The 24166-nt window shown below is 66.5% G+C and carries 21 protein-coding genes and 1 riboswitch; of the genes, 6 read left to right on the top strand and 15 right to left on the bottom strand.

What is annotated here, in order from left to right:
• Positions 1-1122: a CaiB/BaiF CoA transferase family protein gene (locus tag AC2FAN_RS17325; protein ID WP_485175628.1), complete on the top strand. Its 1122-nt coding sequence runs from the start codon at positions 1-3 to the stop codon at positions 1120-1122.
• Positions 1123-1266: 144 nt separating this feature from the next.
• Here AC2FAN_RS17325 and AC2FAN_RS17330 read toward each other — a convergent pair whose 3' ends face one another.
• Entirely contained in the window at positions 1267-2442 is a 1176-nt protein-coding gene (locus AC2FAN_RS17330) for a UbiH/UbiF family hydroxylase (protein ID WP_485175630.1), read from the bottom strand.
• Between the two features lie 135 nt (positions 2443-2577).
• On the opposite strand from AC2FAN_RS17330, the gene AC2FAN_RS17335 reads away from it, so the two are divergent.
• On the top strand, positions 2578-3552 hold the full coding sequence (locus AC2FAN_RS17335) for a quinone oxidoreductase family protein (RefSeq protein WP_485175632.1): 975 nt from the start codon (positions 2578-2580) through the stop codon (positions 3550-3552).
• Positions 3553-3784: 232 nt separating this feature from the next.
• Positions 3785-4144, top strand: coding sequence for a hypothetical protein (locus tag AC2FAN_RS17340; RefSeq protein WP_485175634.1), 360 nt, complete (start codon positions 3785-3787; stop codon positions 4142-4144).
• A gap of 12 nt (positions 4145-4156) precedes the next feature.
• Here AC2FAN_RS17340 and rimO read toward each other — a convergent pair whose 3' ends face one another.
• The 14 genes from rimO to AC2FAN_RS17410 all read right to left on the bottom strand — a co-directional run bounded on the left by rimO (position 4157) and on the right by AC2FAN_RS17410 (position 18062).
• On the bottom strand, positions 4157-5476 hold the full coding sequence (gene rimO, locus AC2FAN_RS17345; protein ID WP_485175636.1) for a 30S ribosomal protein S12 methylthiotransferase RimO: 1320 nt from the start codon (positions 5474-5476) through the stop codon (positions 4157-4159).
• Positions 5477-5578: 102 nt separating this feature from the next.
• Positions 5579-6445, bottom strand: coding sequence for a sulfurtransferase (locus tag AC2FAN_RS17350; protein ID WP_265053519.1), 867 nt, complete (start codon positions 6443-6445; stop codon positions 5579-5581).
• On the bottom strand, positions 6442-6879 hold the full coding sequence (locus AC2FAN_RS17355; RefSeq protein ID WP_265053518.1) for an OsmC family protein: 438 nt from the start codon (positions 6877-6879) through the stop codon (positions 6442-6444). Before AC2FAN_RS17355 ends, AC2FAN_RS17350 begins: the two co-directional genes overlap by 4 nt.
• A gap of 129 nt (positions 6880-7008) precedes the next feature.
• Positions 7009-8055 carry a sulfate/molybdate ABC transporter ATP-binding protein gene (locus AC2FAN_RS17360; RefSeq protein WP_485175638.1) on the bottom strand — a complete coding sequence of 349 codons (1047 nt, stop codon included), beginning with the start codon at positions 8053-8055 and terminating at the stop codon, positions 7009-7011.
• A 24-nt stretch (positions 8056-8079) separates the two neighbouring features.
• Entirely contained in the window at positions 8080-8958 is an 879-nt protein-coding gene (gene cysW / locus AC2FAN_RS17365) for a sulfate ABC transporter permease subunit CysW (RefSeq protein ID WP_485175640.1), read from the bottom strand.
• Positions 8951-9847 carry a sulfate ABC transporter permease subunit CysT gene (gene cysT, locus AC2FAN_RS17370; protein ID WP_485175642.1) on the bottom strand — a complete coding sequence of 299 codons (897 nt, stop codon included), beginning with the start codon at positions 9845-9847 and terminating at the stop codon, positions 8951-8953. The genes cysW and cysT overlap by 8 nt, the downstream gene beginning before the upstream one ends.
• A gap of 4 nt (positions 9848-9851) precedes the next feature.
• A complete protein-coding gene (locus tag AC2FAN_RS17375) occupies positions 9852-10892 on the bottom strand; it encodes a sulfate ABC transporter substrate-binding protein (protein ID WP_265053514.1) in 1041 nt (346 codons plus the stop codon).
• 197 nt (positions 10893-11089) lie between these two features.
• Entirely contained in the window at positions 11090-12547 is a 1458-nt protein-coding gene (gene cysG, locus AC2FAN_RS17380) for a siroheme synthase CysG (RefSeq protein WP_476804987.1), read from the bottom strand.
• Positions 12544-12723 (bottom strand): hypothetical protein, encoded by a 180-nt coding sequence (locus tag AC2FAN_RS17385; protein WP_265053512.1) that lies wholly within the window; start codon positions 12721-12723, stop codon positions 12544-12546. The genes cysG and AC2FAN_RS17385 overlap by 4 nt, the downstream gene beginning before the upstream one ends.
• Before the next feature lie 71 nt (positions 12724-12794).
• Positions 12795-13319 carry a DUF934 domain-containing protein gene (locus AC2FAN_RS17390; RefSeq protein ID WP_476804986.1) on the bottom strand — a complete coding sequence of 175 codons (525 nt, stop codon included), beginning with the start codon at positions 13317-13319 and terminating at the stop codon, positions 12795-12797.
• Positions 13306-14976 carry a nitrite/sulfite reductase gene (locus AC2FAN_RS17395; protein ID WP_485175645.1) on the bottom strand — a complete coding sequence of 557 codons (1671 nt, stop codon included), beginning with the start codon at positions 14974-14976 and terminating at the stop codon, positions 13306-13308. The genes AC2FAN_RS17390 and AC2FAN_RS17395 overlap by 14 nt, the downstream gene beginning before the upstream one ends.
• A gap of 3 nt (positions 14977-14979) precedes the next feature.
• Positions 14980-15336 carry a DUF2849 domain-containing protein gene (locus AC2FAN_RS17400; RefSeq protein ID WP_485175647.1) on the bottom strand — a complete coding sequence of 119 codons (357 nt, stop codon included), beginning with the start codon at positions 15334-15336 and terminating at the stop codon, positions 14980-14982.
• Positions 15337-15664: 328 nt separating this feature from the next.
• Positions 15665-16639, bottom strand: coding sequence for a Gfo/Idh/MocA family protein (locus AC2FAN_RS17405; protein ID WP_485175649.1), 975 nt, complete (start codon positions 16637-16639; stop codon positions 15665-15667).
• 88 nt (positions 16640-16727) lie between these two features.
• Positions 16728-18062, bottom strand: a complete 1335-nt coding sequence (locus AC2FAN_RS17410; RefSeq protein WP_485175651.1) for an O-antigen ligase family protein — start codon at positions 18060-18062, stop codon at positions 16728-16730.
• 198 nt (positions 18063-18260) lie between these two features.
• Between AC2FAN_RS17410 and AC2FAN_RS17415 the strand changes: the two genes are divergently transcribed.
• From AC2FAN_RS17415 to AC2FAN_RS17425, 3 genes are all read left to right on the top strand, one after another.
• On the top strand, positions 18261-19484 hold the full coding sequence (locus AC2FAN_RS17415) for a sensor domain-containing diguanylate cyclase (protein WP_485175653.1): 1224 nt from the start codon (positions 18261-18263) through the stop codon (positions 19482-19484).
• A gap of 148 nt (positions 19485-19632) precedes the next feature.
• Positions 19633-19832: riboswitch (cobalamin riboswitch) on the top strand.
• Positions 19833-19952: 120 nt separating this feature from the next.
• Positions 19953-22880, top strand: a complete 2928-nt coding sequence (locus tag AC2FAN_RS17420) for a ribonucleoside-diphosphate reductase subunit alpha (RefSeq protein WP_485175655.1) — start codon at positions 19953-19955, stop codon at positions 22878-22880.
• A 140-nt stretch (positions 22881-23020) separates the two neighbouring features.
• Positions 23021-24148, top strand: coding sequence for a ribonucleotide-diphosphate reductase subunit beta (locus AC2FAN_RS17425; protein WP_476804979.1), 1128 nt, complete (start codon positions 23021-23023; stop codon positions 24146-24148).
• Positions 24149-24166: the final 18 nt, after the last annotated feature.

Below are 24166 nucleotides of genomic sequence, written 5' to 3' on the forward strand. Positions count from 1 at the left end.
ATGCTGCCGCTGGACGACCTGCTGGTCCTCGATTTCTCGACGCTCCTGCCCGGGCCGCTGGCGAGCCTCTTCCTGAGCGAGGCCGGCGCGCGCGTCGTCAAGATCGAGCGGCCGGGTGGCGAGGACATGCGCGGCTTTCCGCCCCGTTTCGGCGAGACGTCAGCGCCTTTCGCCGTGCTCAACCGCGGCAAGGAGAGCGTCGAGGTCGACCTCAAGGCGCCGGATGCGCTGGCGCGGCTCAGCCCCCTGATCGCGAAGGCCGATATCCTGATCGAGCAGTTCCGGCCGGGCGTGATGGGGCGGCTCGGCTTCGGCTACGAGGCGCTGAAGGCGCTCAATCCACGGCTGATCTACTGCTCGATCAGCGGCTACGGCCAGCATGGGCCGCGCGCGCAGGAGGCCGGACACGACATCAACTATCAGGCGCGGGGCGGGCTGCTCGGGCAGTCGCTCAAGCGCGGCGACGCGCCGCCCCTGCCACCGCCGCTCGTCGCAGACATCGCCGGCGGCACGATGCCGGCCGTCCTCAACATCCTGCTGGCGCTGCGCCAGCGCGACCGCAGCGGGCAGGGTTGCCATCTCGATATCGCCATGGCCGATGCGATGCCGACCTTCGCCTGGTACGGGCTGGCGCAGGGCCAGGTGACGGGCTCCTTTCCCGATGGCGGCGAAGGCATGCTGACCGGGGCGAGCCCGCGCTATGGCCTCTATGCCACCGCCGATGGCTGGTTCCTCGCGGTCGGAGCGCTAGAGCCCAAGTTCTGGCAGAGCTTCTGCGAGGGGATCAGCCTCGATGAGAGGCTGCGCGACGACCGCCGCGATCCCGAGGCGACCCGCATCGAGATCGCGCGCATCATTGCAGGCGAAAGCGCCAGCCACTGGCGCGCCGTGGTCGAGCCGCTGGATTGCTGCTGCACTGTGGTGCGGACGCTGGAAGAGGCGGTCTCCGATCCGCAGATGACCGCGCGCGGCCTGCTCGATACGCAGGTCGAGGAACCCGGCGGCCGGCGGCTTGTCTCGACGCCGCTGCCATTGGCACCCGTATTCCGAGAGCAGGCGGAGGGGCTCCGGCGCGTCGCGGCGAGCGGCGCCGATACGCGGAAGACATTGGGCGAAGCCTGACCTGACTCCGCCGTCGTTCTCGGGCGGAGCCTTCTCGGCTCAAGGATAAACTCCGCGCAGACCCGAGAACTCTTGCCGGAAGAAACACATGAGCCCGCTTCGGCATGAGATGCTCGGGTCAGGCCCGAGCATGACGACCGTCCGTCAGGAAGCCGCCCCGCCCGCGAGCCCCTGCCGCATCACGAAGCGGCGCAGCGGGCCGATCCGCGACAGGGCGAGCAGGCCCGCGCCTCGCAGGAGATCGGCCGGCAGCAGGTCGGTCAGCAGCGTGCGGTTGAGCGCATCGACCGCGCCGGTACGCAGCCTGACATCTGTCCGGCGCGCGGCGTCGTATTCCGCAATCACGGTCTCGCTGCCTGTGTCCGAAGCGCCTGCGAGCGCATCGCATAGCGCCGCGACATCGCGCAGGCCGAGATTGAGCCCCTGCGCGCCGATCGGCGGGAAGACATGCGCGGCCTCGCCGATCAGCGCCATACGGCCGGCGCCAAAGCGCTCGACCGAAAGCCCGCTCATCGGCACCCTCCCGCGCGGGCCTACCACAGTCATTGCGCCGACCAGCGACTGCACCTGCCTCTCGGCGCGAAGTGCGAAGGCGGCATCGTCGAGCGCCGCGACGGCTGCCGCTTCCTGCGGATCGAGCAGCCAGACCAGCGAGGAGCGTCGTCCGGGCAAAGGCACGAGCGTGCAGGGTCCCTGTCGCGTATGGAACTCGGTCGAGACCTCGCGATGATCGCGGCGGTGCTCGAAGATCGCGGTCAGCGCCACCTGCGGATAACGCCAGTCCCGGCTCTCGATTCCCGCGGCGCTGCGAACCTGCGAGTTGCGGCCGTCGGCACCGACCACCAGCCGGGCGCTCATCGGCGCGAAGCCCTCGCCGGACAGCCGGATGCTATCGGCTTGCGGCTCGATGGCACGGACCAGGCCCGGTATCATCCGCAGGCCGGGTACTGCACCGGCCTTCTCCGCCAGGATCGCCGTCAGATCGGCATTCTCGATGTTCCAGCCGAAGGCCTCGAGCCCGATCTCGGATGCGCGGAACTCGACGGGCGGCTGGCGAAACAGGCTGCCGCTGTCGTCGACGAGGCGCATGACGGTGAGCGGCGCGGCCTTGTCGAGCAGGGCGCCCTGCACGCCGAGATCGGCCAGAAGTCGCCAGGAGCCGTCGAGCAGCGCGACGGTGCGTCCGTCGCGCGGTGTCGCGACCGGGCCGAGCAGGGCGACACTGCGGCCTTCGCGGCTGAGCGCCAGCGCGGCCGCGAGGCCGACGGCGCCGGCACCCACGATGGCGATATCGACCGGATCGGCGGTGTGCGTGTTCATGACACTTGGCTATCCGATGAGCCGCGTTTTGGCCACGGGCCGCAAAGTCGCAAGGTGCGTTCTGCGTTCTGCAAGCTGCTGCTTTCGCGCATGATCCACTAAGGTCGAGCATCAAACCCAAGGGAGACGCCTTTCATGGTCAAAGCCATCCGCGCGCATAAAACCGGTGGGCCAGAAGTCCTCCAGCTCGAAGACATCACGTTGCCGCAGCCTGGCCCCGGCGAGGTTCTGATGCGGAACCGGGCGATCGGCCTCAACTTCATCGATACCTATTTCCGCTCGGGCCTCTATCCCGCGCCGCAGCTGCCCTTCGTCCTCGGCAACGAGAGCGCCGGCGATGTCCTCGCCGTCGGGCCGAACGTCACGGAATTCAAGGTCGGCGATCGCGTCTCGGTGGTTTCGACCCTCGGCGCCTATGCCGAGGAGCGCATCGTGCCCGCAGCCTCCGTCGTCCCGCTGCCGGACGGCATTTCCTATGAGGCGGCCGCCAGCATGATGCTGAAGGGGCTGACGGCCGAATACCTGCTGCACCGGACCTACAAGGTGAAGCCGGGCGACACCATCCTCGTCCATGCGGCGGCCGGGGCCACCGGCCTCATCCTCTGCCAATGGGGCAAGGCACTGGGCGCGACCGTGATCGGCACCGTCGGCTCGAAGGAGAAGGCCGAGCTTGCCAAGGCGCATGGCGCCGACCACGTCATTAACTACCGCGAGGAGGATTTCGCCGCGCGCGTGAAGGAGATCACCGGTGGGAAGCTCTGCGATGTGGTCTATGACGGCGTCGGCAAGGACACCTTCATGAAGTCGCTCGACACGCTCAGGCCCTTCGGCCTGATGGCGTCCTTCGGCAACGCGTCTGGCGCCGTCGAGGCTTTCAACCTCGGCATCCTCTCCGCGAAAGGCTCGCTCTATGTCACGCGCCCGACGCTGAACACCCACACCGCCAAGCGCGAGACCATGATCGCGATGGCGAAGAACCTGTTCGAGGCGGTGACGAGCGGCAAGGTCAAGGTGCCGGTCAACGCGACCTTCCCGCTGAAGGATGCGGCCGACGCCCACCGCCTGCTGGAGTCGCGGGGCACCACGGGCTCGACGGTCCTGATCCCCTGATCCTATGTGACCAACGCCGTCATGCTCGGGCTTGACCCGGGCATCTCATGACGAGAGGGCACTAGTTTTCAAGATGCTCGGGTCAAGCCCGAGCATGACGGAAGACGACAGCAACATTATGCGCCCGCCAGCCGGGCGCATTTTTTGTTTTGGCATCCATGAACCCGAAGGGCCGGCGCCGCGACAAATCGGCATCAGCGGGACACGCTGACAGCCATTCGGGAACAGGACGATGCCCAGCAAGCTTCAGATCACCGGCTTCCTTTTCGCGACCTTGACCCTTTCCGGCGTGGTGATGGCCCAGCAGGGCGGCGGCGGAGGAGCGGGTGGCGGCGCTGGTGGTGATGCCGGCGGCGGCGATACCTCGGTCATTGCGGTCCGGCTGAAGGATCAGGAGCGCTTGCGGGTCCCCCGCCCGGTCCGTACGAGCACCGAGGTTGCCGGTGCGAACTGCATCACCCATGCCTGCAACGAGCCGCCGAAGCGGGGCGAGCCGGTCGTCCATCTCGTCGACAATTGCGGCGGCGATCTCAGGATCGCGCGGGACCGCAGCGGACGCACTGTCCGCCGGGTCTGCGAGTTCAACAACTGATCTTGGTTGCGCTCAAACGGCGACGCCGTGCAGATCGTAGGCGTCGGCACGCTCGATCTTGACGGTGACGATGTCGCCGGGACGCAAGGGACGCCGGCTCGCCACATAGACATTGCCGTCGATCTCCGGCGCGTCCCATTTCGAGCGGCCCTTGGCGACGGTCGGGCCGGCTTCGTCGATGATCACCGGGATGCGCTTGCCGACTCGGGCCTTGACGATGCGGGTGGAGATCTCGGCCTGCGCCTTCATGAAGCGATGCCAGCGCGCCTCCTTCTCCTCCTCGGGAACGAGGGTAAGTCCGAGGTCGTTGGCGGGGGCGCCCTTAACCGGCTCGTATTTGAAGCAGCCGACGCGCTCCAGTTTCGCTTCCTTCAGCCAATCGAGCAGGAACTGCACGTCCTCCTCCGTCTCGCCGGGGAAGCCGACGATGAAGGTCGAGCGGATGGCGAGGTCTGGGCAGATGTCGCGCCATTTCCGGATGCGGTCGAGCGTGCGGTCCTGATGGGCCGGGCGCTTCATCGCCTTCAGGACGGAGGGCGAGGCGTGCTGGAAGGGGATGTCGAGATAGGGCAGCACCAGCCCTTCCTGCATCAGCGGGATGACCTCGTCGACATGCGGGTAGGGGTAGACGTAGTGCAGGCGCACCCACATCCCCATCTGCCCGAGTTCGCGGGCAAGCTCGAAGAAACGCGTGCGAACCTCGCGGTCCTTCCACATCGACGGCGCGTATTTGATGTCGAGGCCGTAGGCGCTGGTATCCTGCGAGATCACCAGCAGTTCCTTGACGCCCGCCTTGGCCAGCTTCTCGGCCTCGCGCAGCACGTCGCCGATCGGGCGTGAGACGAGGTCGCCGCGCAGCTTCGGGATAATGCAGAAGGTGCAGCGGTTGTTGCAACCCTCTGAAATCTTGAGATAGGCGTAGTGCCGCGGCGTCAGCTTGATGCCCTGATCGGGCACGAGGTCGACGAAGGGGTCATGCCGGGGCGGCACCGCCTGATGCACGGCCGAGACCACGCTCTCATAGGCCTGCGGCCCGGTGATCGCGAGCACGTTCGGGAAGACGTCGCGGATCTGCTCGGGCTCGGCGCCCATGCAGCCGGTGACGATGACCTTGCCGTTCTCGGCCATGGCCGAGCCGATCGCCTCCAGCGACTCCGCCTTGGCCGAATCGAGGAAGCCGCAGGTGTTGACGATGACGAGGTCGGCGCCCGCATGGCTCTTCGAGAGCTCATAGCCCTCCGAGCGCAAGGAGGTGATGATCCGCTCGGAATCGACGAGCGCCTTGGGGCAGCCCAGCGAAACGAAGGAGATTTTCGGCGCGACGGCGTTCATCGGCTGGTGGCTCGGTCAAAATGTCAGGAAGCGCCGCGCGTCACGGCACGCGATTGGCGCTTCCTTTGAACCTTTTCAACCTGTTTTGCAATCGAAAGCGCGTCAGGCCGCCTTGCCGGTCGCGACCGGCCGCTCCGGATCCTGCGTCCAGTCGGTCATCGAGCCGTCGTAGAGCGCGATCTCGTCGCGGCCGAGCACTTCGGAAAGCACGAACCAGTTCGCGGCGGCCGAATGACCGGTGTTGCAATAGGACACGACCGGGCCGTTCGGCACCGTTGCGTAGAGCTTTTCCAGCTCTCCGGGCGCCTTGAGCTTGCCGCTACCGGGCTCGAAGGCCTCGGCGTAGTCGCGAGGGATGGCGCCAGGGATATGGCCAGCGCGCGTTGCCTCCGCCGCCTTCTCGCGCCCGTCGAAATAGCTCGGCCCGCGCGCGTCGACGAGGCTCGCCTGCTTGCTGCGCGAGGCGACGAGTGTGGCGTCCGTCGTGCTGCGCAGGCGTTGCTGGGCAATGATGGGATAGGGATCCGCCCCCTTCGGTGCCGATGCGCCGGTCTCGACGGGTCGCTTCGGATCGGCAGCCCAAGCCTTGAAGCCGCCGTCGAGCACTGCCTGCTGGCCGTGACCGATGAATTTCAACGTCCAGTAGACCCGCGCCGCCGCAGCGAAATCAGTCGCGGCCGTGCCTGCCGGGACGATGACGACATCGTCATGCGGCTTGATGCCGAGCCGTCCGACCAGCGCGGCGACATGGTCGAGCGGGGGCAGCAGGCCCGGCGCATTGCCGATCTTGGCGCGCCAGCCATCGGCCGCATAGTCGGAATGAACAGCGCCGGGAATATGCCCGGACCCGAAGGCGTCCTTGCCACCATCGGCGGCGGTGCGAATGTCGATGACGACGAGTTTCTCGTCGCCAAGCCGGGCGGCGAGCGCCTCCGGCGAGATCAGTCCTGCGAACTCAACCTGGCTCATGCAGCGGCCTCCTTGTGCAGTTCGTCGATCACTTCGAGGCTGTAGGTCATCTCGGCCGTCGCCCCGAGCATGATCGAAGCCGAACAGTATTTTTCCTTCGACAATGTGACGGCGCGTTCCGCCTTGGCCTGCGAAAGGCCCTTGCCGGTGATGCGGTAGACGAGGTGGATCTTGGTGAAGACCTTGGGATCGGTGGTGGCGCGTTCGGCCTCGACCTCGACATCGCAGCCGGTGACCGATTCACGGCCCTTCTTGAGCATGCCGACGACATCGAAAGCCGTGCAGCCGGCGAGCCCGATCAGCAGCATCTCCATCGGCCGGATGCCCAGATTGCGCCCGCCATATTCAGGCGCGCCGTCCATGATCATGGCGTGTCCGCTGCCGGACTCGCCCATGAAGGCCATGCCTTCCACCCATTTCGCGCGTGCTTTCATCGCGATCTCCTATCCGGATCGTGGCCCGGCCGGCGCGGTGGCCGGCTGGATTCGCAGCGGAGGCTAGGGCATCGAGCCGAAAAGGGGAATCCGCTTTTCCTGATCGCCGATGCCGAACAATCGGGTTGATCAAGCGGCGGCGAACAGGTTGCCGTGGGTGATGCGCAGCCGGATGCGCTCGCCGATCGCCGGAGCGACCTGGCTGGCAAGATCGACCTCAAGCCGCTTCTTGAGCCCGTCGACCGCAACCTCCGCCCGGCGCAGCGGGCCGTTGCGACGCAGATGCTCGACCACGCCGGGCAGCGCCAGCGGCGTCTCGTCGACGATGCGCAGATGCTGCGGGCGGACATAGAGCGAGGCCGAGCCGCCCTGGTTCTGCGTGATGCCGCCCAGCACCGGCCGGTCGCCGAAGAAGGCCTGGCTGCCGACGACCTTCACGGGAAGCTTGTTCACCTCGCCGAGGAACTCGCAGATGAAGGGCGTCGCCGGATGGTCGTAGACGTCGTCGGCCGAGCCGACCTGCTCGATGCGCCCCTCGTTCAGGATCGCGACGCGGTCGGCGAGTTCCAGCGCCTCTTCCTGGTCATGGGTGACGAAGACGGTGGTGTGGCCGGTCCGTCCGTGCAACTCGCGCAGCCAGGCCCGCAGATCCTTACGCACCTTGGCGTCGAGCGCGCCGAAAGGCTCGTCGAGCAGCAGCACGCGCGGCTCGATCGCAAGCGCGCGGGCGAGCGCGACGCGCTGGCGCTGGCCGCCCGAGAGCTGGCTCGGATAGCGCTTTTCGAGACCGGGCAACTGAACGAGTTCAAGCAGGTCGCCGACGCGCTTGCGGATTTCCGCGGAGTCGGGGCGCTCGTGGCGGGGCCGGGACTTCAGCCCGAAGGCGATGTTCTCGGCGACGTTCATCGTCTTGAACAGCGCATATTGCTGGAAGACGAAGCCGATGCGGCGATCGCGCAGCGAGAGATCGCGCGTATCGGTCTCCCCGAACAGCACGCGGCCGCGATCGGCCTCCTCCAGCCCGGCTATCAGGCGCAGCAGCGTGGTCTTGCCCGACCCCGATGGGCCGAGCAGCGCAACGAGCTCTCCCGGCTGGATATCGAGCGAGACCCCCCGCAGCGCCGGGAAGGTATCGAAGCGTTTCTCGATGGTTTCGATGGTGACGGCGACCGACATGGCGAGAAATCCTTCGTCTGTGGGTCAGTGACGGCGGCTGGCGGCGATCACGTCGCCGTAGTGCCATTCCAGCAGGGTCTTGAGCACGAGGGTGACGAGGGCGAGCCCCGCCAGCAGCGAGGCAACCGCGAAGGCCGCCGCGCCCATGTACTCGTTGTAGAGGATCTCGATGTGCAGCGGCATGGTGTTGGTCAGGCCGCGGATCTTGCCGGAGACGACGGCGACGGCGCCGAATTCGCCCATCGCGCGGGCGTTGCAGAGCAGAACGCCGTAGAACAGGCTCCACTTCACGTTCGGCAGCGTCACCGAGAAGAAGACGCGCCAGGGCGAGGCGCCAAGCGTCAGCGCCGCCTCCTCGTCGGACGAGCCGAGCGACTGCATATGCGGGATCAGTTCGCGAGCCACGAAGGGGAAGGTGACGAAGACCGTCGCCAGGATCAGCCCCGGCAACGCGAAGACGATCTTGAGGTTGTTGGCTTGCAGCCACGGTCCGAAATAACCTTGCGCCCCGAAGAGCAGCACGAAGACGAGGCCGGAGATCACCGGCGAGACCGAGAAGGGCAGGTCGATCAGGCTGATCAGCAGATTCTTGCCGCGGAACTCGAACTTGGCGACCGCCCAGGCTGCCGCGATGCCGACGACGATATTGAACGGGACCGCGATCGCCGCGACGAGCAGCGTCAGCCGGATCGCCGCAAATGCGTCGGGCTCGATGATCGCGGCGCGATAAGCCGCCCAGCCCTTGGCACCGGCCTCGACGAAGACGGTGACGAGCGGCAGCAGCAGGAACAGCAGCAGGAAGGCGAGCGAGATCGCGATCAGGGCGATCTGCACACCCAAGCTTTCGCCGTGCGCCCTGCGGGTGGCTGGCCTGGCGGCCGAGGGCAGCGTCGCGTCAGACATCGCCGAACCTCCGGCGGGCGCGGGCCTGGATCAGGTTGCCCGCAAGGATCAGCGCAAACGAGATCAGCAGCATCATCGTCGCCACCACGGCCGCGCCGGCATAGTCGAACTGCTCAAGCCGGATCACGATCAGCAGCGGAGCGATTTCCGAGACCATCGGGACGTTGCCGGCTATGAAGATCACCGAGCCATATTCGCCGACGGCCCGCGCGAAGGCGAGCACGAAACCGGTCATAAGTGCCGGCAGGACCGGCGGCAGGATCACCCGAAAGATCGTCCGGAAACGGCTGGCGCCGAGCAGTGCCGCGGCTTCCTCGACATCGCTTTGCAGCCCTTCCAGCACAGGCTGCACGGTGCGTACCACGAAGGGCAGGCCGATGAAGATCAGCGCCACCATCACGCCGAGGGGCGTATAGGCGACCTTGCCGTCGAAGCCGAAGGAAAGATCGGTGAAGGGGATGGTGAGGCGGAAGGCGAGCGGCGCCAGCAGCGAGCCGACCCAACCGTTCGGCGCGTAGATCGCCGCGAGCGAGATACCGGCCACCGCCGTCGGCAGTGCGAAGGGCAGGTCCACCGCCGCATCGATCAAGCGCCGGCCGGGAAATTCGTAACGCACCAGCACCCAGGCCAGGATCAGCCCGAACACGGCGTTGACCAGCGCGGCGAACAGCGCTCCTGTGAAGGAGAGCCGGAGCGCGGCCAGCGTGCGCGGCGAGGTGGCCACCGCCCAGATGTCGGCGGGGCCGGCGCTGGCCGCCTTCAGGAACAGAGCCGCCAGCGGTATCAGAACGATCAGCGACAGCGCCGTCACGGTGATGCCGAGCGCCAGCCCGAAGCCGGGCAGGATGCTGGGCTCGCGCCAGCGGAAGGTCGTCGTCGCCGCCGTCATGGGGTCAACGAGCCGGCTTGTAGAGTTGGTCGAAGGTGCCGCCATCGCCGAAATGGGTCGGCTGCGCCTTTGCCCATCCGCCGAAGGCCCCGTCAATCGTCACGAGTTCGACCTTCGGGAAATTGGCGACGTCCTTCGCATCGGCCGCTTCGGGGTTGCGCGGGCGATAGAAGTTCCGGGCGATGATCGCCTGCGCCTTCGGCGTGTAGAGGAAATCGAGATAGGCCTGCGCCGGCTCGCGGGTCTTCTTGGCGTCGACATTGGCGTCGACGAGCGAAACCGGCGGCTCCGCGAGGATCGACAGGCTGGGGACGACGATGTCGAACTTGTCGGCGCCGAATTCCTTCAGCGCCAGGAAGGCCTCGTTTTCCCAGGACAGGAAGACGTCTCCGATGCCGCGCTGGGTGAAGGTGGTGGTGGCGCCGCGCGCGCCGGTGTCGAGCACGGGGACATTGGCGAGGAGCTTGCCGATGTAATCGCGCACCTTCGCGTCGTCCTTGTTGAACGCCTTCTCGGCATAGGCCCAGGCGGCAAGGTAGTTCCAGCGCGCCCCGCCCGAGGTCTTCGGGTTCGGCGTGATGATCTGGACGCCCGGCTTCACCAGGTCGCCCCAGTCCTTGATAGCCTTCGGATTACCCTTGCGGACGAGGAAGACGATCGTCGAGGTGTAGGGCGAGGAGTTGTGCGGCAGGCGCTTTTGCCAGTCGAGCGGCAGCTTCTTCGAGCGCTCGGCGATGGCGTCGATGTCGCCGGCCAGCGCCAGCGTCACCACGTCGGCGTTGAGGCCATCGATGACGGTGCGGGCCTGGGCGCCCGAGCCGCCATGCGACTGGCGGATCGTGCTGATCTTTTTATCGGGATTCTTGGCGTTCCATTCTTCGAGGAATGCCGCGTTGAGGTCGCGATAGAGCTCGCGGGTCGGATCGTAGGACACGTTCAGGAGTTCGGTCTGGGCGCGCGCGCCGGCGACGACGCCGAAGCAGAGCGTGAACGCTCCCAGAACCAGCCCGGCCCTAAGAAGGCGGCGAAATACGGGTCGCGTCATGTCAGGGCTCCGTTGTGTGCACGACGAAGTCGCAAGGGCGATCTTCTATCCGTTCTGAATAACAAACGAAACGTACTGAATTTACGGCCTATTCTCAATGATTTAGGGCAGTATGGCCCTTCCAAATTGCAGCGCTGGAAGAGAAAACGCATCTACCGCGATGGCGTTCCCGCCGTCGCCCAAACCATCGGCGGCTCTCAGGCCCGGCGGCGATCCTCGGCTGGATTCGCCACGGCCAGAAGCGAACCGAAGGCATGGCCGAGCAGGACAAGCACCGGCCCGCTGGCCGGCAGTTCCGAGAGCTTTTCCGGCAGGGTCGCGATGGTCGCGGCGATACGCGCCTCGTCGGGCCGCGTCGCCGACAGCACGGCGACGGCCGGCGTCTGCGGATCGAGCCCAGCAGCAATCGCGCGCTCACGGAAGCCGGGCAGGGTGGCGCGGGCCATGTAGATCACCGTGGAGGCGGCCGGGTCGGCCATCGAGCGCCAGTCCAGATCCTCAGGCAGCTCGCCCTTGCGCGAATGGCCGGTGACGAATTGCAGGCGCCTTGCATGGTCGCGATGGGTCAGCGACAGCCCGAGCGAGGCGGCCGCGCCCTGCGCAGCCGAGATGCCGGGCACGATCGCGACCGGGATGCCGGCGGCATGGCACGCGTCGATCTCCTCGCCGGCGCGGCCGAAGATACCGGGGTCGCCCCCCTTGAGCCGCACCACATGCTTGCCTGAGGCGGCGAGCGAGACGATCAACGCGTTGATGTCGCCCTGCTTCACCGAGGGGCCGTAGCCGGTCTTGCCGACGAGCATGCGCTTGGCCTCGCGCCGCGCCAGTTCGAGCACGCCGGGCGAGACGAGGTCGTCATAGAGGATGATGTCGGCGCTCTGGAGCGCGCGGATCGCCTTCAGCGTCAGCAGTTCCGGATCGCCGGGGCCGGCGCCGACCAGCGTGACGCGGCCCTTGCCGTCATGCACCGCCTCGATCTGCGCGAGCCGTGCGAAAAGCTCCGCTTCGTCCTGCGGGCCGGGCTTGCGCTCGGGCTCGGCCATCGCCCTGGCAGCGAAGAGCTCCCAGAAGGCGCGGCGGAGCGTGAAGGGTAGTTCGCGGGCCTGGACCGCCGGGCGCCAATCGGCCGCAGCCTGTGCCCAGTTCTTGAGGCCGGCCGGGAGCAGTGCCTCGATCTTGGTGCGGATCGCCTGGCCGAAGACCGGGGCGGCACCGTCCGTCGAGACGGCGACGATCAGCGGCGAGCGGTTGACCAGCGCACCGAAGGCGAAATCGCAGTAGTCCGGCTTGTCGACGATGTTGACCGGCACGCCGGCCTGCCGCGCGGCGGCGACGAAGGCGCGGATCGCGTCGGAATCATCGAGATCGGCAACGGCGAGCGCCGCTCCATCGAGATCGCTGGCCCGCCAGCCCCGGCCGTGGACATGCACGCGGTTATTGATTTCGCTATTCGACAGATCGGCGAACAGCGCCGTCTCGCTTTCGGCGAAGACATGCAGCTCGGCGCCCGCGGCAGCGAGCAGCTCGGCCTTCCACACCGCGCCTTCGGTCGCGCCGGCCAGAACGACCTTGCGCCCGTCCAGCTTGTGGAAGAGCGGCAGCGTGGCCAGCGGCTCGATTCGCCCCGGGGTCGTCGTCGGCTGTCTTTCGGTCATCGCGTCGTCGCCACGGCCTTCTCGTTCGTCGCGCCGGGCTCGCCCCCCGCCGGTGGCGTCAATAGCCACAGCGCGGCCAGTGCCAGGATGATAAGGCGAAAGCAAAGATCGAACCAGCGCCCGCGCGCCTCGGTCGCCGGCCGTGCCGGAAGCAGTGCCTCGATCTCCGCGTGCATGCTGTCCTCCGCGATATTGATGGGGCTCGCCCGGCCTGTGTCGCCGCGCCTGCTTGTGGTCGATGCCGTGCTCATTCGGCCGCGATCCCGGATGCGGCCCGCGCCGCCTTGCGACGGTCGAGAATATTGCGCTCGGCGCCGTCATAGCCGCGCTGATAAGTGGCGCTGAAGGATTCGCGCGCGTGCAGCCATTGCGGAACCGGCTGGCGCGCCGCGCTCGCCTCCGGCAGCTCGATCGTGTCGAAACCGCTGGACAGGGCATAGGCGAACTGATCGGCGATCAGCGGGCCATTGGCGCGGATTTCGCCCTCGAAGCCGGCACGGCGGACCTGCCGGGCGAGGCTGAAACCGCGCCCGTCCGAATAGGCCGGGAAGGCGATGGCAACGAGTGCGAGCCGCGCCAGGAAGGGCGCGAGTTCGGCGAACGGGACGGAGTTCGGCAGGATCACACCGATCTCCTGATCAGGAGTTTGCGCTGCAAGCGCTTCCGTCAGAGCCTCCCAAGGCACGAGCGCCGCCGGGATGTTGCCGATCGCGGCACCATCGCTGCGGGTCCAGCGATCGTCCCGGCTTCCATTGCGATCAAGCAGCGGCACGGGCGGTCTCCTGGAATGCTGTCTTGAATGGCCCGAGGCCGATGCGGCGGACGTTGTCGATGAAGCTCTCGCCGTCGGTGCGCTCCGCCAGATAGACGGAGACGATCCTCTCGATCGCGTCCGGCACGTCTTCAGCCGCGAGGCCCGGCCCCAGGATTTCGCCGATCGCGGCGTTCTCGGTGGCGTCGCCCCCGAGCGTGATCTGGTAGGATTCGATGCCGCGCTTTTCCAGGCCGAGAATGCCGATATGGCCGACATGGTGGTGGCCGCAGGCGTTGATGCAGCCGGAGATCTTGATGCCGAGTGGCCCGATCTCGCGTTGGCGGGCATCGTCGGCGAAACGCTGCTGGATCGCCTGAGCGATCGGGATCGAGCGGGCCGTCGCCAGCGCGCAGTAATCCAGGCCGGGGCAGGCGATGATGTCGGTGACGAGGCCGATATTGGCGGCTGCCAACCCGGCCTCGCCGAGCTTCTGCCAAATTGTCAGGAGATCGCGCTGGCGCACATGCGGCAGCACGAGGTTCTGCGCATGGGTGACGCGCAACTCGTCGAAGGAATAGCGCTCGGCCAGATCGGCGACGAGGCGCATCTGCTCGCTGGTCGCGTCGCCCGGCGCCTGGCCGAGCGGCTTCAGCGAGATCGTCAGCGCGGTGTAGCCCGCCAATTTGTGCGGCGTCGTATTGACCTCGACCCAGCGGGCGAAGGCCGGATTGGTCGCCTTGGCCGCTTCCAGCGTGTTGCTCACGGCCGGCAGCGTCTCGTAGGACGGCGGTGCGAAATAGGCGGCGATGCGCGCCAGCTCTTCGGGATCGGCATTGATCGACGGGCCGTCGAGCTGCGCGAACTCGGCCTCGACGCGGCGGGTGAATTCCTCTGCGCCGGTCTCGTGGACCAGGATCTTGACGCGCGCCTTGTACTTGTTGTCGCGCCGGCCTTCGAGATTGTAGACGCGCATGATCGCCTCGAGATAGGCCAGCAGGTCATTCTTCGGCAGGTAGTCGCGCACGACCTTGCCGATCATCGGCGTGCGGCCAAGCCCGCCGCCGACGCTGACCTCGTAGCAGACCTCATGCGTGTCCGGATGGCGCCGCAGGCGCAGCCCGATGTCGTGCGCCCTGGTCACGGCGCGGTCGTGCTCGGCACCGGTCACCGCGATCTTGAACTTGCGCGGCAGGTAGCTGAACTCGGGATGGGCCGAGGACCATTGCCGGATCAATTCTGCGGTCGGGCGCGGATCCTCGATCTCGTCCTGCGCGACACCGGCGAAATGATCGGCCGTGACGTTGCGGATGCAATTCCCCGAGGTCTGGATGCAATGCATCTCGACATCGGCGAGCAGCCCGAGGATTTCCGGGATGTCGCGCAGCTTCGGCCAGTTGAACTGCAGGTTCTGGCGGGTGGTGAAATGGCCGTAGCCCCGGTCGAACCGTTCGCCGATCAGCGCGAGCTGGCGCAGTTGCCGGGAGTTCAGCGTGCCGTAGGGGACGGCGATCCGTAGCATATAGGCGTGAAGCTGGAGATAGAGGCCATTCTTCAGCCGGAGCGGCTTGAACTCGTCCTCGGTCAGCGAGCCGTCGAGCCGGCGCGAGACCTGATCGGTGAACTGTGCCACCCGCTCCCGCACGAAACGCTCGTCGAACTCGTCATAACGATACATGGATCAGCCCTTCGGCCCGGAGGCGATGCCTTCACCGGCCTGCTTGCCGAGATCGGGTCGGTTGCTGGGGCCGAGCGTCTTGAAGCGCTCGCGAAAATGGCGTGGAATCGGGCGGCCGGTTTCGACCGCCACATCGACGAGATAGGCGTCGACGACCCTGTTTCCGCGAAGCTCGGCGGCGGCGAAGGCTTCGAGCCGGTCGGCTGCCGCGTCATCGGTGGCGACGAGCGCCAGCGCCGGATCGCGCGTCCAGGCCAGGGCGTCGGCGCCCTCATTGCTCGCGAACACCACGTCGCCGTCGAGCAGGTCGTTGGCGAGCAGGATCGCGGGCAGCGGCACGCGTTTCGTCGCGGCGGCCATTAGGCGGCCTCCGGCAGAGTCAGCGTCAACCCGCCGAGCGCCATGACCTGCCAGCCTTCGACGGCTTCCAGTTCAGGATTCCGGCCCTGTTGATCGACGACGTTCAGAACTGCCACGATAACGCCCATCCCCGTTCGGTCTTCCGAACAGGATTTTACGCTACAGGCGGGGTACGGCTCAATTCACATCAGGTAGTCGGTTTTTTCGTATTATCGACGCTGTAGAGTAGAATTATCCTGAAGAAGGAGTTTTGGGCCGATCGGTCGCAAAATTTTGCCATCTCGGCAGCGTGCGGCACGAAGGGAGGACGCCGCCGGTCGACCCGTTCTCAGGCGCTCTTCAGGATCGCCTCGACGATCTCCTGGACGTCCAGCGCCTCGCTCAACGTCGCGAGATGATGTGGCTCGCCACGCGTCAGCTTGGCGACACCTTCGAGCTGGCGGCGCAGGGCCAGGGGGCGCGCTTCGTTCTGCGAGAGAGCCTCCGGATCGCGCTCCCAGGAGCCGTCGGCCAGACGCCGCTCGGCCTGCGACCAGTCGCAGAGGCGCACCGCGCCCTTGTCGCCTTCGAGCGTCCAGACGTTGTGGTCGTCCTTCGCGGTGGTGCCGACGCTGCCGGTGAGGGTGGCAGGCAGGGCGCCTGCCGTCAGCGTCGCCTCGATGCGGCGCTCGCTCTTGCCGGGCTCGGGATAGACAGCCTTGCCAGCGAGGCCGGCGAAAGGCCCCGCGATACGACGTGTCAGGAACAGGAAATGCGAGACGACCTCGCGGGTGAAACCGCCCTGCACCGGCCCGTCGAGCCAGCCGGCCGCATCGGCCTGCCAGGAGCGCGGCCAGGTCGCGAAGGCGACCTCGATCGAGATGCGCCGGGGCGTGCCGACGACGCCCGAGGCGATCCATTCCTGCAGCCGTACGACGGCCGGGGAGGAGGCGAAGGGGAAGTTCACGGCGCCGCGCTCCTTCGCTTCGGAGACGAAGGCGCGTGCATCGGCGAGATCGACCGCCAGCGGCTTCTCGCAGAACACGGCCTTGCCGGCGGCAAGCGCCGCCCGGGCATGGGCGAGATGGGAGGTGGGCGGGGAGGCGATGTAGACGCAGTCGCTGGCGGCGATCAGGGCAGCGGCGTCGGGCTGGTGCGGGACCGCGGGCAGGGCGGTCGCGATCCGTTCCATGGCCGTGGAGGAGGGGTCCCAGATGCCGGAGACCTGCAGGGCCAAGGCCGGCTGGTCGAGCGCCGCGCGCAGCATGCGCTCGCCCATGATGCCGGCGCCGATCAGGCCGAAGGAGATGGAGGTCTGGGGCATGGGAGTTCTCGAGCAGGCGGTTGATGGAATTGCCGCGCCCTGCATGGCATGCCGCGATGGTCGGACGGAAGCCGCTTTAGCTGCCGGATCAAGTCGGTGTCGCGACAGTGCGCATCCGCGCCGTCAGCGAAAGCCCCATCACCGCCAGCGCGAACAGGACCCAGAGCGGGTCGGCGCGATTGAGCAGGAACGCTTCCAGCATGCCGACATAGGTCATGAAGATCACGATCATGACGAAGAGATCCGCCAGCCTGCGATTGGCCGGCGCACGCCAACTCGCGAGATAGTTCAGCAGCGGCTTGCCCATCAGCAGATAGATCATCACCGCCGCACCCGGGACGCCGAAGGCCAGCGCCGCGTCGAGATAGCTGTTGTGGCCGGAGCCGATGCCGCGCACATCCCAGCTTGCCTCGAAGTTCTCCTCGAGGCCGGTGACGATCGGCGTTTGCCAGAAGCTGGCGTAGCCGTAGCCGAGCCAGGGCCGCTCGGCGATGTGCCGGAGCGCGAATTTCCAGATCTCGTCGCGGCCAGTGAAGGTCGGATCGGAGATCAGCGCCGCGCTGAGCGCGTGGAACTGCGGCGAGATGACGGAGCCGACGGTCAGGGCGGCGATGGTCGCGACCAGGACGAGGTGCAGCAGGATCGTCAGGCCGGGCCGTCCGGTGATGCGGCTCAGGAATACGAGGCCGATCGTCAGCGGCAGGAAGCCCAGTGTCGTCTTGGAGCCGCTGTTGAGCACGAAGAGCACGCCGAGCGCCGCGATCAGGCCGCCGCGCCAGCGCAACCCGCTGCGCCAGGCGTAGATGCCGAACATCGCCATGATCGAGAAAACCGGTGCCGCGAAGTTCTTGTGGCTGAGGTGGCCGCGCCAGTCGCCGGCATGGACGCCTTCGGCGCCTTCCGAGCTGTGGACGGCGAGATGCGGCGCGAGCAGTAGCGCCCCGTAGACCAGTGCCAGCAGCACGAGGCAGGCATTGGCTGCGGCCGTCGCGAAGCTTCGTTCGTCGCGCGGCAGGACAAGCACGCCGGCAATGATGGTCATCACGATCGCCGCGAGCAGAAGTCCGCGCAAAGACGCGGTCGGATCGAGCGACTGGGCGGCTGAAAGCGCTGCGATGCCGAAGATGATCGCCCAGCTGCCGCTGCCGAGCCGAGCCAGAACCGCTCGCTGCGTCAAGCTCAGCATCGCGACCAAAAATGCGAGGCCAAGGACGAAATAGCCGATCTGGTTGACGATATTACCAGTGGATTCGCCTGGCGCAGTCGCCTCGGGCGGCCCGGCGAAGGGCTGGAGCGACATCATCAGCACGAACAGGCCGAAGCCGGCGAGGGCGTTGCCGAGCGCGCCCGTGCCGGCAATATGCGCGGTTGAGCCGGATCGTGCCGGCTGGTTGGTGATCGAGCCCTGGACGCTCTCGCTCATGGCCGCTTCGCGTTGGACTGGACGACCTTGCTCCGGGGAGCCGGGCTGGCTGTCGACATCGTAGGCTCTGACATATTAAGGGCCTCTAACTCCGGCGGCCTGACGGCAAAAGCATCTGACGACGCTGCCGTTTACGTCTCTTTTACGCCGACGCGTTGAGCTTCGCGCCATAAGCATAAGATCGAATCGGGAGCAACCATGTCCGTCCCCGCCGCCGCGAGCGAGCAGGCCCGCCTGGACGAGCTGGCGCAGTACGACATCCTCGATACGCCGGGCGAGGAATCCTTCGACCGGATCACGCGCCTCGTTCGCCGCACATTGAAGGTGCCGATGGCGACCGTGACTTTCCTCGATGGCCACCGGCAGTGGTTCAAGTCGCGCGAGGGCTTGTCCGACTGCGAAGGAGATCGGCGTAGCGCGCTCTGCGACGTCACGATCCGCCGCGGCGAGCCGTTGATCGTGCCCGATACCCGTGCGGATCCGCGTTTCACCGACAATCCACTCGTCACCGGCGCGCCGCATCTGCGCTTCTATGCCGGCATACCGCTGCGAGGCGAGGGCGGTCACAATATCGGCACGCTCTGCGCCATGGACACCGCGCCCCGCGCCTTCGATGGAGAGGACGTTGCGATCCTCGCCGATCTCGCCGCGATCGTGATGGACGAGCTCAGGTTGCGTCTGCTCGTGTCCACCGATGTCCTGACCGGGGCACTCTCGCGCCGCGCCTTCCGCAATGAAGCCGGCAAGGCGATCGCACTCGCGTTGCGCCATCGCCATGAGACGAGCTGTATCGCCTTCGACCTCGACCACTTCAAGACCGTCAACGACACGCAGGGCCATGCCGGCGGGGACACCGTGCTGACCGGCACCGTGGCCGCCTGCCGCGACCTGCTGCGCCAGAGCGACCTGATCGGGCGCCTCGGGGGCGAGGAATTCGCGATTCTGCTGCCGCATACGGGGCTGCAGGCCGCTCTCAGCGTCGCGCAGAAGCTGCGGGAAAGCATCGCCGCCCAGCGTTTCGAAGGCGTCGGCGGACCGTTCACCGTGACCGCGAGCTTCGGCATCGCGGCGCTTTCAACTGCCGCATCGGACCTCGAAGCCGTGCTTCAGCAGGCTGACGAGGCGCTCTATGCCGCCAAGACCGCGGGTCGCAATCGCTGCATTGCGGCCCATGCAGGCGCTGCGAGCAGCTCGCCCTTCGGTCGGCGCGTGCTCAAGGCCGGCAGCATCGTGTTCAACGGTGGCCGCTCGGTGATAGACTGTACCGTCAAACGCCTTTCCGACGAGGGCGCCAGCCTTGCCGTGATCGATTCGGCCGGGGTGCCCAGCCGTTTCAAGCTCGCCATCGAAGCCGATAACTTCTCGCGTTTCGCGCATGTGGTCCGCAAGGCTGGCCCTGAGATCGACGTTCAGTTCGCCTGAGGTGGTTCAGATGGAGCGCCGGTGGCGTTGCGTGTGCGTGCGCGGCACTTCAGGGGTTCGACGGCAGCTGCTGAGCCATTCATCCCCGCTTTCCACAACGGCTTGTATCCAGCGCATACGAGCAATTGACGGATGAATGGAAATGACCGCTAAATGTAGTGGTCACGGTCTCTCGAATCGCAAGATCGAGAGCTAAGAGGGAAGCCGGTGCGAAGCCGGCGCTGCCCCCGCAACTGTCAGCGGTGAGTTCTCGTCCAGCGTTAAGTCACTGAGGTCGCAAGGCCTTGGGAAGACGGACGAGAACGACGACCCGCGAGCCAGGAGACCTGCCGCGACCCTAGTTAACGTCCGCGGGCGGGGTGTCCCGGTGGTGCGCTGGCAGGTCGCGGCCTCTCTTTGTCGCGCGCCCTTTCCACGCGTCCGCCTTGGCCTTTGCCCCCAACATCTTGATCTTGGGGTTTGAAGCCGATGTCTCTTTCCGTTGAAGCCGAACGGCCTGCGCCGGCGCCGTACAGTGCCGAAACCGTATCGCAGCCGCGCGCCGTCGCGAGCGAGCCGGGCTTCCAGGTGATCCGCCGCAACGGCGCGGTCACGCCCTTCGATGCCTCCAAGATCGCAGTGGCCCTGACCAAGGCGTTCCTGGCTGTCGAGGGCTCGAGCGCCGCCGCCTCGCGCCGCATCCACGACATCGTCGCCGACCTCACCACGCAGATCGTCGCCGGCCTGACGCGCCGCGCCGATGCCGGCCGCACCTTCCATATCGAGGACGTGCAGGACCAGGTCGAACTCGCGCTGATGCGCTCCGAGCATCACAAGGTCGCCCGCGCCTATGTGCTTTATCGCGACGAGCGGACGCGGGAGCGGGCGAGGGCGCTGGCCGAGGCGAAGCCCGCCGCAGCCGCAGCCCCGTCGCTGCGGATGAAGCTCGCCGACGGCGTGCTGGTGCCGCTCGATGCCGGGCGATTGGCCAAGGTGGTGCGCGAAGCTTGCGCCGGGCTCGATGGCGTTTTGGCGGAACCGGTCCTCGCCGAGGCGCAGCGCAATCTCTACGACGGCATCTCGCTCGACGAGCTGGCGCTCGCCCCGATCCTGGCCGCGCGCACCCTGATCGAGTCCGAGCCGAACTATGCCAAGGTCTCGGCGCGGCTCCTGCTCGACAAGCTGCGGCGCGAGGCGCTGAGCTTCGTCCATGGCCATGCCGAACAGGCGACGCAGGCCGAAATGTCAGGGCGTTATGCCGACTACTTCCATGCCTATGTGAAGACCGGCATCGAGAACGAGCTGATCGATCCCGAACTCGGCCGTTTCGATCTCGCCCGCATCGCTACCGCTCTCAAGCCCGAGCGCGACCTGCATTTCGACTATCTCGGCTTCCAGACGCTTTACGACCGCTACTTCCTGCATGTCCGCGGGAACCGCTTCGAGCTGCCACAGGCCTTTTTCATGCGCGTCGCGATGGGCCTCGCCATCCGCGAGATCGATCGCGAGGCGCGGGCGATCGAGTTCTACGATCTGCTGTCGTCCTTCGATTTCATGGCCTCGACGCCGACGCTGTTCAATTCGGGCACGCTCCGCCCGCAGCTGTCCTCCTGCTTCCTGACCACCGTTGCCGACGATCTCGACGGCATCTTCAAGGCGGTGAAGGACAATGCGCTTCTGGCCAAGTATTCCGGCGGTCTCGGCAACGACTGGACGCCGGTGCGCGGATTGGGCGCCCATATCAAGGGCACCAATGGCGAGAGCCAGGGCATCGTGCCGTTCCTGAAGGTCGCCAACGACACGGCGATCGCGGTCAACCAGGGCGGCAAGCGAAAGGGCGCGGTCTGCGCCTATCTCGAGACCTGGCATGTCGACATCGAGGAGTTCCTCGATCTCCGCAAGAACACCGGCGATGACCGCCGCCGCACCCATGACATGAACACGGCGAACTGGATTCCCGACCTGTTCATGCAGCGCGTCGCGGCCGGCGGCCAGTGGACGCTGTTCTCGCCCGACGAGACGCCGGACCTGCACGACCTCTACGGCAAGCCGTTCAAGGCGGCCTATGAAGCCTATGAGGCCAAGGCCGACCGCGGCGAGCTCAAGGTGTTCAAGCGCGTGGCCGCGCTCGATCTCTGGCGCAAGATGCTGACCATGCTATTCGAGACCGGGCATCCCTGGATCACCTTCAAGGATGCCTGCAATCTGCGCTCGCCTCAGCAGCATGCCGGCGTCGTGCATTCGTCCAATCTCTGCACCGAGATCACGCTCAACACCTCGGCCGATGAGGTCGCGGTCTGCAATCTCGGCTCGGTCAACCTCTTTGCCCATGTGACGGCGGAGGGGCTCGACCAGGCCCGGTTGGCGAAGACGGTGAAGACCGCCATGCGGATGCTCGACAATGTCGTCGACATCAATTTCTACACGATCCCGGAGGCGCGCCGTTCCAACCTGCGCCATCGCCCGGTGGGCCTCGGCATCATGGGCTTCCAGGACTCGCTGCAGACCCTGCGCCTGCCGGCGGCTTCGGAAGGCGCGGTCGCCTTCGCCGACAGCTCCATGGAGGCTATCAGCTTCCATGCGATCTCGGCCTCGGTCGATCTCGCCGCCGAGCGCGGCCGCTATCCGAGCTTCGAGGGCTCGCTCTGGTCGAAGGGCATCCTGCCGATCGACTCGCTCGACATCCTCTCGGAAGCCCGCGACGGCGATGTCGAGCTCGACCGCTCGGCGACGCTGGACTGGGAGCCGCTGCGCGAGCGGGTGAAGACCATCGGCATGCGCAATTCGAACACGATGGCGATCGCGCCGACCGCGACGATCTCCAACATCGTCGGCGTCTCGCAGTCGATCGAGCCGTCCTACAGCCAGCTCTACGTCAAGGCCAACATGTCCGGCGACTTCACCGTGGTGAATGCCGGGCTCGTGCGCGACCTGAAGGCGAGGGGGCTTTGGGACGAGGTGATGGTCTCTGACCTGAAATACTATGACGGCAAGGTCAGCGGGATCGACCGCGTTCCGGACGACCTCAAGGCGCTCTACGCGACCTCCTTCGAGATCGAGACGAGCTGGCTCATCCGCGCCGCGGCGCGCCGGCAGAAATGGATCGACCAGGGCCAGTCGCTCAACCTCTACATGGCGCAGCCCTCGGGCCGGAAGCTCGACGAGGCTTATCGCTTGGCTTGGCGGCTCGGCCTGAAGACGACCTATTACCTGCGCGCGCTTTCGGCGACCCATGTCGAGAAGTCGACGCTGAAGGGGACGGACGGCAAGCTCAACGCGGTCTCGTCTGGCGTGCCGGTCGCAGCAAAGGCGCCTGTCGTGGCCGCGCCGATCCTGGTCGATATCCCGCTGGAGAACGGCATGGCCGTGCCCAACGCCTGCTCGATCGACGACCCGACCTGCGAAGCCTGCCAGTAACAACCGCCGTCATTCTCGGGCGAAGCGAAGCGCAGACCCGAGAATCTCGACCGGAGGAGGGCGCTGGACCCCTCCTTTGGCCGGAGATGCTCGGTCAGGCCCGAGCATGACGCCCTTCATTTCACGAACGGAATTTTCCCATGCTCGACTGGTCCGACACCAAGCCCGCGACCCCGGCCAACCCCGCCATCCTGACCAACCCGACACCCGCGGCCGACGCCACCGGGCTGGGCGCCATCGACCGCACCGGCGGGCGCGTCAGCGTCGACGAGAAGCGGATGATCAACTGCCGCGCCGACGTGAATCAACTCCTGCCGCTAAAGTACAAATGGGCTTGGGAGAAGTATCTCGCCGGCTGCAACAACCACTGGATGCCGACCGAGGTCTCGATGCAGGCCGATATCGCGCTGTGGAAGTCGAAGGACGGGCTGACCGAGGACGAGCGGCGCATGCTCAAGCGCAATCTCGGCTTCTTCGCGGCGTCCGAGAGCCTCGTCGCCAATAACATTGTGCTCGCGATCTATCGCCACCTGACCAACCCGGAATGCCGGCAATATCTGCTGCGCCAGGCCTTCGAGGAAGCGATCCACACGCACACCTTCCAGTACATCGTCGAGAGTCTCGGCCTCGACGAGGGCGAGCTGTTCAACATGTATCGCGAGGTGCCTTCGATCACCGACAAGGCGGCGTGGGCGCTGAAGCATACGCAGAGCATCGAGGACCCCGATTTCAGCACGGGGACACCCGAGAACGACCAGGCGCTGCTGCGCGACCTGATCACCTTCTACGCGATCTTCGAGGGCATGTGGTTCTACACCGGCTTCGCGCAGATCCTCTCGCTCGGCCGGCGCAACAAGATGGTCGGCATCGCCGAGCAGTATCAGTACATCCTGCGCGACGAGTCGATCCATCTGAACTTCGGCATCGACGTGATCAACCAGATCAAGATCGAGAACCCGCATCTCTGGACCAGGGCCTTCCAGGACGAGGTGCGCGGCATGATCCGCGATGCGGCCGAGCTGGAAGCCTCCTATGGCCGGGACACGATGCCGCGCGGCTTCCTCGGGCTGAATGCGGCGCTCTGCGAGCAGTACATGCACTTCATCGCCAACCGCCGTTGCGCCCAGCTCGGCCTCGCGCCCGTCTTCGGGGAGACCGAGAACCCGTTTCCGTGGATGTCCGAGGCGATGGATCTCAAGAAGGAGAAGAACTTCTTCGAGACCCGCGTCATCGAATATCAGAACGGCGGCGCGCTCAGCTGGGAGTGAGGGCAGGAGCTGGAGTTC

Source organism: Allobosea sp. RIT-PG3_2 (assembly GCF_057321085.1).